This is a genomic window from Collinsella sp. AF02-46-1, assembly GCF_003465825.1.
Lineage (GTDB): Bacteria > Actinomycetota > Coriobacteriia > Coriobacteriales > Coriobacteriaceae > Collinsella.
Genome location: NZ_QSBV01000010.1, coordinates 54,333 through 65,645, shown reverse-complemented (window position 1 = coordinate 65,645; position 11,313 = coordinate 54,333). Strand labels below are relative to the sequence as shown.

The 11,313-nt window shown below is 60.7% G+C and carries 10 protein-coding genes; 6 read left to right on the top strand and 4 right to left on the bottom strand.

Translation table 11 applies throughout. From position 1 onward, the window contains the following. The first annotated feature begins 93 nt into the window (after positions 1–93). From glmU to gltA, 6 genes are all read left to right on the top strand, one after another. Complete coding sequence (gene glmU / locus DWV20_RS05585) at positions 94–1,506, top strand: bifunctional UDP-N-acetylglucosamine diphosphorylase/glucosamine-1-phosphate N-acetyltransferase GlmU (protein ID WP_118256561.1); 1,413 nt, start codon at positions 94–96, stop codon at positions 1,504–1,506. Between the two features lie 191 nt (positions 1,507–1,697). After that, positions 1,698–2,684 carry a ribose-phosphate pyrophosphokinase gene (locus DWV20_RS05580; protein WP_117800059.1) on the top strand — a complete coding sequence of 329 codons (987 nt, stop codon included), beginning with the start codon at positions 1,698–1,700 and terminating at the stop codon, positions 2,682–2,684. 454 nt (positions 2,685–3,138) lie between these two features. Further along, positions 3,139–4,266 (top strand): hypothetical protein, encoded by a 1,128-nt coding sequence (locus DWV20_RS05575; RefSeq protein WP_117759335.1) that lies wholly within the window; start codon positions 3,139–3,141, stop codon positions 4,264–4,266. Positions 4,267–4,617: 351 nt separating this feature from the next. Then, positions 4,618–5,247 (top strand): aminoacyl-tRNA hydrolase, encoded by a 630-nt coding sequence (pth, locus tag DWV20_RS05570; protein ID WP_199411478.1) that lies wholly within the window; start codon positions 4,618–4,620, stop codon positions 5,245–5,247. A 359-nt stretch (positions 5,248–5,606) separates the two neighbouring features. Beyond that, positions 5,607–6,446, top strand: a complete 840-nt coding sequence (locus DWV20_RS05565) for a sulfide/dihydroorotate dehydrogenase-like FAD/NAD-binding protein (RefSeq protein WP_006235793.1) — start codon at positions 5,607–5,609, stop codon at positions 6,444–6,446. Then, entirely contained in the window at positions 6,437–7,846 is a 1,410-nt protein-coding gene (gene gltA / locus DWV20_RS05560) for an NADPH-dependent glutamate synthase (RefSeq protein ID WP_022094914.1), read from the top strand. Before DWV20_RS05565 ends, gltA begins: the two co-directional genes overlap by 10 nt. Before the next feature lie 379 nt (positions 7,847–8,225). Here the strand turns inward: gltA and DWV20_RS05555 are convergent, their stop codons facing one another. The 4 genes from DWV20_RS05555 to DWV20_RS05540 form a co-directional block, all read right to left on the bottom strand. After that, complete coding sequence (locus DWV20_RS05555) at positions 8,226–8,849, bottom strand: AAA family ATPase (protein ID WP_118256560.1); 624 nt, start codon at positions 8,847–8,849, stop codon at positions 8,226–8,228. Between the two features lie 167 nt (positions 8,850–9,016). Continuing rightward, a complete protein-coding gene (locus tag DWV20_RS05550; protein ID WP_055285379.1) occupies positions 9,017–9,655 on the bottom strand; it encodes an amino acid ABC transporter permease in 639 nt (212 codons plus the stop codon). 3 nt (positions 9,656–9,658) lie between these two features. Next, the gene (locus DWV20_RS05545; protein WP_035136546.1) at positions 9,659–10,405 is read right to left on the bottom strand and encodes an amino acid ABC transporter permease; all 747 of its coding nucleotides are present in this window, start codon (positions 10,403–10,405) and stop codon (positions 9,659–9,661) included. Positions 10,406–10,430: 25 nt separating this feature from the next. After that, positions 10,431–11,306 carry a transporter substrate-binding domain-containing protein gene (locus tag DWV20_RS05540; RefSeq protein ID WP_082435536.1) on the bottom strand — a complete coding sequence of 292 codons (876 nt, stop codon included), beginning with the start codon at positions 11,304–11,306 and terminating at the stop codon, positions 10,431–10,433. Positions 11,307–11,313 lie beyond the last annotated feature (7 nt).

Here is an 11,313-nt window from a genome sequence, read left to right as displayed (position 1 = left end):
TCAATCGTTACGCGCTCATCATATGCCTGCGGTATCATATTGCGCCGTGTATCGTTTCCAAACACACGTCTCTATAACGTAACAGGAGATCACATGGACGCAACCGCAATTATCCTCGCTGCCGGCGAGGGCACCCGCATGAAGTCGAACCACTGCAAGGTTTCGCACAAGATCCTGGGTAAGCCCATGGTCCAGTGGATCGTCGACGCCACCATCAAGGCCGGCTGCAGCCGCGTCGTGGTCGTCATCGGCAGCCACGCCGACGAGATGCGCGCCCTTATCGACGGCGCCTACGCCACCAGCGCCACCAAGGTCGAGTGCGTCGAGCAGACCGAGCGCCTGGGCACCGGCCACGCCGTAAAGGTCGCGCTCGAGGCCTGCGGCATCGCGCAAGGCCCGGTCGTCGTGCTCAACGGCGACCTGCCGCTCATCACCGCCGACACTGTGGCCAAGTTTGCGCAGACCGTCGCTACCGGCGAGCTCGCCTGTACCGTCATGACCATGACCCCGCCCGACCCCTTCGGCTACGGCCGCATCAAGCTGGGTGCCGACAGCCAAATCGAGCGCATTATCGAGCAGAAGGACTGCACGCCCGAGCAAGCCGCCGAGCTGCTCGAGTGCAACGCCGGCTGCTACGCCTTCGACGGTGCACAGCTCGCCGCCCACATTGACGAGATCGGCAACGACAACGCGCAGTCCGAGTACTACCTGCCCGATATGCTCGAAATTCTCAAGGGCCACGGCCAGGCGGTCTCCATCTTCCACTGCGATGATTACCGCGACGGTCTGGGCGTCAACAGCCGCATCCAGCTCGCACAGCTCACCGCCATCGCGCGCGACCGCATCAACGAGCACTGGATGGCCGAGGGCGTTACCTTCATCGACCCCACGCAGGCTTGGATCGGCCCCGACGCCGTCATCGGCCGCGACACCATCGTGTGGCCGCAGACGCACCTGATCGGCCGCGTCACCGTGGGCGAGGAGTGCCAGCTCGGCCCCAACAGCCGCCTCACCGACACCACCGTCGGCAGCGGCTGCACCATCGATGAGACCATCGCCATCGAGGCCGTCATCGAGAACGGCGTCGACTGCGGCCCGCGCGCCTACCTGCGCCCGGGCACCCACATGCTCGACGGCTCCAAAGCCGGCACGCACGTGGAGATCAAGAAGTCTACGATCGGCGAGGGCTCCAAGGTGCCGCACCTGTCCTACATCGGCGATACCACCATGGGCTCCGGCGTCAACGTGGGCGCGGGCTCCATCACCTGCAACTACGACGGCGTCCACAAGCACAAGACCGTCATCGGCAAGGATGCCTTCATCGGTTCCGACACCATGATGGTCGCGCCCGCCCAGATTGGCGACGGTGCACTCGTGGCCGCCGGCTCCGTCATCACCGAGCCGGTCCCGGCCGACGCACTCGGTCTGGGCCGCGCCCGCCAGGTAAATATTGAGGGCTGGGCCGCCGATTATCGCCGCCGTCTGCACGAGGACGACGAGGTATAACGTTTTATCAAGCACAAAAGGAGCTGTTCCATGGGGACGGCTCCTTTTTTCTATCGTGACCTGCGCGACCGGATGAGTGGTCGGTTCGTGTCCGTTGACGGTAAAGACGTTATCAGGACCCGATAAACCCCGCCGCGCGGTTACAATGCAACAAGGCATCTATATGGCATTCGATATAAAGGAGAAGGGTAATGCCGATTAATGATCCCGAGAAGTCGGAGAATATGCGCAAGTCCATCCGCGTGTATTCCGGTTCCTCCAACCGTCCCCTCGCTCAGAAGATCGCTGAGTACCTTGGGGTCGAGCTTTCGGGCCTTACGCTAAAGCAGTTCGCCAATGGTGAGATTTACGCCCGCTACGACGAGACTGTCCGCGGCGCCGACGTCTTCCTGATTCAGTCCGTGGCCGGCGGCAACGTCAACGACATGCTCATGGAGCTGCTCATCGCCACCGACGCTGCCAAGCGTGCATCCGCCCGCTCCATCACCGCCGTTATCACCCACTACGGCTATGCCCGCCAGGACCGCAAGGCCGGCCCGCGCGAGCCCATCACCGCCCGCCTCGTCGCCAACCTGCTCGAGCGCGCCGGCGTCGACCGCATCATCACCCTCGACCTGCACCAGGGTCAGATCCAGGGCTTCTTTGATATCCCGGTTAACCACCTGTCTGCGCTGCCGCTGTTTGGCCAGTACTACAACGACATGCACTTCGACACCGACAACCTGGTTGTCGTCTCCCCCGACGTGGGTCGTGCCAAGGCCGCCAAGAAGCTGTCCGACATGCTCGGCTGCGACCTGGCCATCGCCCACAAGGGCCGTCCGCGCCACAACGCCGCCGAGGTCATGGGCATCATCGGTGACATCAAGGGCAAGACCTGCATCATCAACGACGACATGATCGACACCGCTGGCACCCTGTGCGCCAACGTCAAGGAGCTCAAGGCTATGGGCGCCGGCGACATCTACGTGTGCGCCACCCACGGCATCTTCTCCGGTCCGGCCATCGAGCGTCTGAACGACGCCCCCATCGTCGAGTGCGTCGTCACCGATGCCATTCCCGTCGAGGTCGGCGGCAAGATTAAGACCATCTCGGTCGCCGAGGAGTTCGCTCAGGCCATCTCCGCCGTTTACCACGAGGAGCCCGTCTCCACGCTCGTCGGCGGCGACTTCGCGCTGTAGCCTGCCACGCATCGCATCATCTTTGATGCTTTTAAAGGGTCGGAAGCTCGCTTCCGACCCTTTTTCTATCCCTCGCCAACCTTCCCTGGACAATTAGTTCAAATTTGTATTTTCTTGGGCGCCCACATGGACCACTTGATGCGCCAAAGGTTCACCTGCCGGCATAATCTCGGCCAATCTCTCCTCTTATGGACGTCTTCACTATGCCATTCACTCTATTTTGCCCACCGAACCCTTCGACAATGGCGGAACGCTTCAATCGCCTTATACAAATCTGAACTAACTGTCCAACACCTATCTCGATCCATGCCTCCAAGGTCAAACAAGCGCCCTGAGCCCCGCTTTTTCAAGGCCCCTCGCACGATCTGCTACCGTCTGCGGCGCACGACGCCCCTTTGAGCGAAAAGAACGCCACGGCTGCATCATTTCGCCGACGGCTTAGTACTTTATAGCTATGACCACTGTGATCTCACATTTCTCCGCCCTCCGCGCAATTCGCCGCGCTCGACGGGCGTACTCTGCGCTTCCGTGGGGCATCATCGATGACAGGCAACAGGCACAAGCCCTTGCAAGTTGTGTTCCCAACAAGGACGCCATAGACTTTGTAGCTCTTGCGATGCTTGACGCCTGGAGCGAAGACGACTCCGAGCGCCTAGATCTCCTTGTTGCCGGCGGCAACAACAGACGGCCCGACGGACGTCTTCTCCAGCACAGCGTCACCGCCCCGCTTCCCGCGGAAGCAATCATGCACATCGAAGCTGACATCTACGCAACGTCTCCCGCCATGACAGCCATGTTGTGCTCTAGGAATGAGCCTGTAGCCAAAGTCCTGATGCTTCTCATGGAGCTGCTGGGGTCCTACTCCCTTCCGCCCGAGATAACCAACCCCATCGCCCACGACGACACGTGGCCCAAGGCCGGTAGCTCCGAAGCGATGGACGATCTTGATTGTCATGGCGGCCAGCCGGCACCCGGAAAGCAAGACGAAACCCGCTACGAACAGGCGCACTACAAATGCGAGCCTGCCACAACCATAAATGAGCTCGAGGCAGTCGCACAGTTTGCCAAAAGTAGCTCCTACGCCTCGTTTCGCACGGCCGTCAGACTCGCCCGAGCAGGATCCGCATCCCCAGCGGAGTCCTTAATGTTCGCCGTCCTGGGCGCGCCCATGCGCTTTGGCGGATTCGGATGCTGCAGCCTGCCCATGGGAGGCCTGCTACTCAACCATCGAATCGACTTCGACACTCTTGCGGTCAACATGTCCTCAGGCATCCCCTATGCCATCTGCGACCTATATTGCCCGGCAGCCGGAGTCGACAACGAATACAACGGAATTGGGCATGAGCTTCAAAATGCTCGCATCCACGATGGCAATCGAAATAATGGACTCAAGGCAATGGGCATCCACGTCCTGGTTATCAATCGCGACCAAATGAAAGACCTTGTTGCGCTCGAAGCCTTCGCACAAATGATGCATCGACTCGCTGGGGTTCGGTTCCGCTATCGCATCAAGGGTTATCGCAAACGTCAAGCCGCATGGCTCAACGCCCTTCGGGCCGGAATCGGCCTCGCGCCGGTCTAGAAAGCGTATCTCGACAACATCGCCGAGCAAGGCTGGACAGTTAGTTCAGATTTGTATAAACAGACGGCTTATTTCAAGGCGCTTTGCTGCCATCTCGGGGCCAATCACCTCATTTAAAGGCTCGAATGGCTTCGAAATAGCGCAAAACGTGCGCCCCAAAGCACCGAAACGGCTCCATGTCTCCGATTTTGGCAGCCGAGAGCCTCTTGCTTTATACAAATCTGAACTAACTGTCCACCCCGGTTTCCTGCAACCGCTCAAACGCCCTCAACTCACCTCAATTGCCCTCCATTTGACAGCGGCAACAGGGTCGCTCACCATAGCAGGCGACAAATCAACGAAAGGATGAACATGGCAGCTGCACAGCCGCTTAAGATTCGCATGGTTGCCGGGCTTGGCAACCCGGGCGAGGAATATGCCGAGACCCGCCACAACGCCGGCTTTAAGGCAATCGACGAGCTGGCCCGTCAGGCCGGTGTCACGTATTGGAAAAATCAGGCCGGTGCCGAGGTCGCGCTCATCAATATCAACGATGCCGAGGAAGAGGGCGGCAAACGCCAGATTGTGCTGGTCAAGCCGCAGTCATTCATGAACACCTCGGGCGGCCCCATCTCCAAGCTCTGCCGCGAGTACAAGATCAAGGCCGAGGAGCTGCTCGTAATCCACGACGAGCTCGATATTCCCGCCGGCGACGTGCGTGTTAAGGTGGGCGGCGGCCATGCTGGCCACAACGGCCTGCGTTCCATCATCGACAAGATGGGCAGCCGCGACTTCAGCCGCATCCGCACCGGCATCGGCAACCCTCCCGGCAAGATGGCCGTCGCAGACTATGTGCTTAAGCAGCTGCGCGCCCGCGAGGCCGAGGGCTTCCAGGACACCTGCACCCGCGCCGCAGATGCCGCCGGTTTGGCCATCGTCCACGGCGTAATCTACGCCCGCGATCACGTAAACGGTGCCGCTTCCGCCAACGGCAAGCACTAAAACCTACCATTTAGGGATGTTAATTTTGGCAGGTTTTATATGCGAAAACGCCGCCGCGGCCGCATCGCAATAAGTCCTGCGCCGCCATACATATGCAGCGCCCCAAAGGGGGCCGGCCTCATCACAACCTGAGGCCGGCCCCCTTTGCCGTTTTGCCTGATAAAACCGACCAAAATAAACCTGTCCCTTTTTGGCAGGTCACTTTTCCCACCTGCCGAAGATACACGCAAGCGACATGTCCATGAGGGTATAATTTGCACCGTATGTCTGCACAACGCCTGTGCGCGTACGGTTTTATTCGGGCTGCCGTCCATTTCCGTGGAGGCACGGTTCGGCGGCCCTAACAAGAGAGGGGTTCTATGTATAAGATCCTGGAGAAGACGCAGTTCTCTGAGAAGGTGTTCAAGTTCCGCATCGAGGCGCCTGCAATCGCCAAACATGCGCACGCTGGACAGTTCCTCATGGTTCGCGCCAACGAGACGGGCGAGCGCGTCCCGTTTACCCTGGCCGGCTGGAACGGTGACGAGGGCTGGGTCGAGTTCATCTTCATGGTGATCGGCAAGACCACCGAGATGCTGTCCACCTACGAGGCCGGCGAGTCGCTGCGCGACGTCGTGGGCCCGCTGGGCGTTCCCACCGAGATGGCCGAGGGCCCCTGCGCCGTCATTGGCGGCGGCGTCGGCCTGGCAATTGCCTTCCCGGTCGCCAAGCACCTGGTCGAGACCGGTCACGAGGTGCACGCCATCATGGGCGCCCGCACCAAGGACCTCCTGCTCATGGAGGACCAGTTCCGCGAGCTCCTCGACGAGGACCACATCCACATCACCACCGACGACGGCTCCTACGGCGAGCAGGGCGTTGTCACCGCTCCGCTGGAGCGCCTGCTGCAGGACAAGGCCGTGAGCCAGGTCTTCTGCGTCGGCCCCGTTCCGATGATGAAGTTCTCGACCCTCACCGCCCAGAAGTACGACACCCCCATCACCGCGTCGCTCAACCCCATCATGGTTGACGGCACCGGCATGTGCGGCTGCTGCCGCGTCGAGGTGGGCGGCGTGACCAAGTTCGCTTGCGTCGACGGCCCCGACTTCGATGCCACCCTGGTCGACTGGGATGACCTTCGTGCCCGCCAGGCCGCTTACCGTTCCGAAGAGGGCGAGTCCCTCAAGGCCTATGAGGAAAAGAGCTGCGCATGCCACTAGTTAACGGTCGTTTCGTTGCCGATATGAAGTCGCCCCGCACCCCCGATAACGAGGAGCCGGCCGCCGAGCGCGCCTGCGACTTCCGCCCCGTCGACAAGGGCTTCACCGAGGAGATGGCGCTGGCCGAGGCCGAGCGCTGCCTCAACTGCAAGAAGCCGTTCTGTGTTGAGGGCTGCCCCGTCAACATCAACATCCCCCGCTTTATCGAGCAGATCCGCGCGAAGGACTTCGGCGGCGCTCTCGATACCATCCGCGAGGACTCCATGCTTCCCGCCATCTGCGGCCGCGTCTGCCCGCAGGAGAACCAGTGCGAGGGTAAGTGCATCCGTGGCAAGAAGTCCGAGCCCGTGGCCATCGGCCAGCTCGAGCGCTTCCTGGGCGACCGCCCCGAGCTCGCTTCCACGCCCAAGATGGCTCCCAAGAACGGCAAGAAGGTCGCCGTCGTCGGCTCCGGCCCGTCCGGCATCACCTGCGCCGGCGAGCTCGCCCGCAACGGCTTTGACGTCACCGTCTTTGAGGCCTTCTTTACCGGCGGCGGCGTGCTGGTCTACGGCATCCCCGAGTTCCGTCTGCCCAAGGCAGTCGTCAAGCGCGAGATCGACGGCCTGGAGGACATGGGCGTCAAGTTTGAGTACAACTCCGTCGTGGGCAACATGGCCACGGCCGAGGAGCTGTTCGAGCAGGGCTTCGACGCCATCTACGTGGCGACCGGCGCCGGCCTGCCCAAGTTCCTCAACGTCCCCGGCGAGAACCTGCCCAACGTCTTCTTCGCCAACGAGTACCTCACCCGCGTGAACCTGATGAAGGCTAACAAGTTCCCCGAGTACGACACCCCCACCAAGCACGGCAAGAACGTCGTTGTCTTTGGTGGCGGCAACGTGGCTATGGACGCCGTCCGTACCGCCAAGCGCCTGGGCGCCGAGCACGCCATCATCGCCTACCGTCGTACCGAGGACGAGATGCCCTGCCGTCGCGCCGAGCTGCACCACGCCAAGGCCGAGGGCGTCGAGGTTCTGCCGCTCGTCTCCCCGCTCGAGTTTGTCGCTGGCGAGGACGGCTCCGTGTGCGCCGTCAAGGTCCAGAAGATGGAACTCGGCGAGCCCGACGAGTCCGGCCGTCGTCGCCCGGTGCCCATCGAGGGCGCCATCGAGGAGATCCCCTGCGACGTCGCGATCTCGGCTATCGGCACCAACGCCAACCCCTTCGCAAAGAAGATCGGCGGCAAGATGGAGCTCAACAAGTGGGGCTACATCGTTGCCGACGAGGAGACCGGCCAGACCACCGATCCCCGCATCTGGGCCGGCGGCGACATCGTCACCGGTGCCGCTACGGTCATTCTGGCGATGGGCGCCGGCAAGAAGGCCGCCGCTTCGATCACCAAGAGCCTGCTGGGCGAGTAATCACCCTCAGCGCTAGCCATTAAACGGCAAAGTCCCCGTCGAGCACACGCCCGGCGGGGACTTTTTTCTATGCCGGCCGCCCGACCACCGCAAAGGGGACAGGCACCTTAGTGGTGGTTTTGGACTTGCCTGATCGTTTTGTCTCAATCTGTAACAGTTGGAGTCCGTTGAGCCCTGCAGTTGTTACAGATCGAGATATTGTGCCGGCCGCCCACGCCGCATCTCAATCTGTAACAGTTAGAGCCATTTTCGCTGGCTTGGTGTTACAGATCGAGACTATGCAAAAGCCGAGGATAGGCACTGCCGCCAAGGCCTTTCCCTCGGCCTAAAACAAAACCCCCACAAAGGTGCCTGTCCCCTTTGTGGTGGTTTTGGTCGGTTAGTCTTCGAGCTGCGCTACTTTGTAGCGGTAGGCAGCGGCGATAACGTCTTTGCAGCCCTCGCGGCCCAGCTTGGCGCGATTGACGACGATATCCTTACCGCTCGTCATCTTCCACTTTCCGGCGCTGTAGCGCTTATAGAACGCCTCACGCGCCTTCTGCTGCTGCTTGACCAGCTTGGCACCCTTCTTTTTGTTAAGGCCACGCTTCTTGCGCACAATCTCGACGCGGTCCTCAAAGGGCGCTGTCACCAACACGGCAATGTGGTTGGGGTTGTTGCGAAGCAGGTAATCGGACAGGCGGCCTTCGATAATGCAGCTCTCGGTCTCACCCAGGTCCAAAATCACCTGGCTCATCTTTTGGAACAGCTTGTCCGAGTACGAACGGGCGTCGTAGCGGTCGGGCAAAAACGCCATGTTCTCCACGGCCAGGCGCTCGTCGTAGGCGGCCATCTTGTCGAGCGACTCGCCCGCACGCAGCGACGCACGCACCAGCAGTTCGTTGTCGTACAGCGGAATCCCCAGCTCGTTGGCAAGCATTCGGCCAATCTCGTGGCCCTCGGCACCAAAATCGCGCGCGATGGTAATGACCACAGGATTCTTCTTGTTCTCCAGATCGCTCATCGCGATTCCTTTCTAACAAATGAGAAAAGGGCTGTTTATCTCTTATTCCCACGATACCGTACCTGGGTTTTCCTGGTGCCCAAGATTGGCCTGAAAGAGGAGCGACGCGTACTTTGGTACGCGAGCGACGGTTTGAAGGCCAAGGTTGGGTGCCAGGGAAAGCCAGGCTATGCGGCTACGATGCGGCGTTGGTAAGCTCGAACCAGCAGCGAAATACCAAAGTTGAGCACAAAGTACATCGCAAACACCAGGCCGTAGAGCATAAGCACCTGCGACAGATCGATCGCATGGGCCATCACGACGTTTGCCGTGTACATGAGCTCGGCCACGTTAATGCCCGAAAGATACGAGCTGTCCTTAATGACGGTCGTGCACTGGCTAAACAACGCCGGAATGATCGTCTTAAACGTCTGCGGCAGAATGATGTAGCGCATGGTGGCAAAGAAGCCGAAGCCCTGGCTCTGCGCCGCCTCAAACTGGCCGCGCGGAATCGAGTTGAGGCCGCCGCGCACAATCTCGGCCATAACAGCGCTGGTAAACAGCGTAAAGGCGATGGTCGAAATCACAATGTCCAAACCCTGCACCGTAAAGTAGATGAACAGGATCCACAGCAGGTTCGGCGTGCAACGGAACAGCTCGATATAGGCGCTCACCAAAATACGGAATGGGCGGGGCGCATAGCTTTTAACGAGCGCCAGGACCGTGCCAAAGATGAGCGAGAAAAAGATCGACAGCGCCGAGATCTCTATGGTCTTAACAAAGCCGCCCCAAATGTAGAGCAGGTTGGTCGCGTTGAAGATTTCCATGCGCTAGGCCTCCTCTACGTTGTCGAGCCCCAGCTCGGCCAGGCTCACGCCGCGCGGACGCTCCTTGGAGCGGCGCTCGAGCCACTGCACCAGCATGGCGAGCGGAAAGCAGATGATGAAGTACATAAGGCAGCAGACGATGTATCCCTGCAGGTAACCGTACAGACTCACAAAGTTGTCGGAACGGTACATAAGGTCGCCGCCGGCCACAAGCGCCAGCACCGACGTGTTCTTGACCAGGTTGAGCGCCTGGTTACACAGCGGCGGCAGAATGATCTTGAATGTCTGGGGCAGCACGATGTACCAGTACGCCTGCGCACGGGTGAAGCCCTGGCTCTGCGCCGCCTCCATCTGACCGCGCGGAACCGCCTCGATACCGGTGCGGATAACCTCCGAGATGTAGGCCGCGTGATACAGGCCCACGCCCAAGAAGCCCAGCACGAACGGCGCGATGCGCACCGGCTGGTCGGCACCGGTTATGGCCTGCAAAAACTGCGGACCAGCCATGTACATAAAGAGCACCTGCACGGGCAACGGGGTGTTCTGGTAAAACTCCACGTACACGCGGCTTATGGCGCGCAGCACGCGCGAACGGGTGGTCGAGAACACACCCAGCAGCGTGCCCAGCACCAGCGACAGCAGCAGACCGGCAACGACCACCTGTAGCGTCACGCCAAAGCCCTCCCAGAAGGGCCCCATGTTTTGAAATGTCGTCGACCAACGGTCGGCGTCAAATAATCCTTCGAGCATTTGATTCCTTCCTTGGACGATGCGCCTATACAAGACCCCAGGTCTTGACCTCTTGGTCGAGCCAGCCGTCGGCCAGACGATCGCAAATCACCTGATCGACCACGGCCGAAAGGTCGCAGCCCTTCTTGGTCGCCACGCCGTAGCCCTGCTCGCCAAACTTGACCTCGGGCTGCAGCAGCTCGACGGTCTCGTTCATGTAGCCTGCCAGCGTAGAGCGGTCCATGGCAAAGACGTCGATATTGCCGGCGTCGAGCGAACTCTTGATGATGGGGTAGCCGCTAAAGGCCCTAAACTCGGGCTTGCAGCTAAAGCCGTTGTCCTTGATCATCTGCTCGATCAGCCCCTGCGTGGTGGCACCCTGGCTCACGCCAATGACCTTGCCGTCCAAGTCCTCAATCGAGGTAAAGCCCGAACGCTTCTTGACCATGAGTCCCACGTAGTCGGTGCGGTACGGCGTCGAGAAATCCCAGCTCTTCTTGCGCTCGTCGGTGATGGTGTAGGTCGCCGCGACCACGTCGAGTTGGCCGTTATCGATCAGCGGGCCGCGCGTCTTGGGCGTTACGTCGGTAAACTCGACAAGCTCCTGGGCGCGGGCCTCCTTGTAGCTCACGCCAAAGACGGCAGCGGCGATCTGGTAGCACAAATCGACTTCCATGCCCTCAAAGCGGCCCTTGGCGGTGTCGTAATAGCCATAGCCGGGAACGTCCTTCTTGACGCCGGCATTCAGATGTCCACGCGACTTAATGGCCGCAAGCTTGGACCCCTTGTCGGAGCCCTCGCCGCTGGTGGAGTTGCCGCAACCGGTAAGCGCGGTCCCCGTCAGCGCAAGCATGCCGGCGCCCGCCAGCTGCAAAAAGTGACGGCGCGACACGGCCGCCCTCGTCATATCCGTCATGTCCATCACCGCG

Excerpts from the sequence above, each read along its gene's own strand:
- glmU (WP_118256561.1), top strand. The coding sequence starts at position 94 with ATGGACGCAACCGCAATTATCCTCGCTGCCGGCGAGGGCACCCGCATG.
- DWV20_RS05580 (WP_117800059.1), top strand. The coding sequence starts at position 1,698 with ATGCCGATTAATGATCCCGAGAAGTCGGAGAATATGCGCAAGTCCATC.
- DWV20_RS05575 (WP_117759335.1), top strand. The coding sequence starts at position 3,139 with ATGACCACTGTGATCTCACATTTCTCCGCCCTCCGCGCAATTCGCCGC.
- pth (WP_199411478.1), top strand. The coding sequence starts at position 4,618 with ATGGCAGCTGCACAGCCGCTTAAGATTCGCATGGTTGCCGGGCTTGGC.
- DWV20_RS05565 (WP_006235793.1), top strand. The coding sequence starts at position 5,607 with ATGTATAAGATCCTGGAGAAGACGCAGTTCTCTGAGAAGGTGTTCAAG.
- gltA (WP_022094914.1), top strand. The coding sequence starts at position 6,437 with ATGCCACTAGTTAACGGTCGTTTCGTTGCCGATATGAAGTCGCCCCGC.
- DWV20_RS05555 (WP_118256560.1), bottom strand. The coding sequence starts at position 8,849 with ATGAGCGATCTGGAGAACAAGAAGAATCCTGTGGTCATTACCATCGCG.
- DWV20_RS05550 (WP_055285379.1), bottom strand. The coding sequence starts at position 9,655 with ATGGAAATCTTCAACGCGACCAACCTGCTCTACATTTGGGGCGGCTTT.
- DWV20_RS05545 (WP_035136546.1), bottom strand. The coding sequence starts at position 10,405 with ATGCTCGAAGGATTATTTGACGCCGACCGTTGGTCGACGACATTTCAA.
- DWV20_RS05540 (WP_082435536.1), bottom strand. The coding sequence starts at position 11,306 with ATGGACATGACGGATATGACGAGGGCGGCCGTGTCGCGCCGTCACTTT.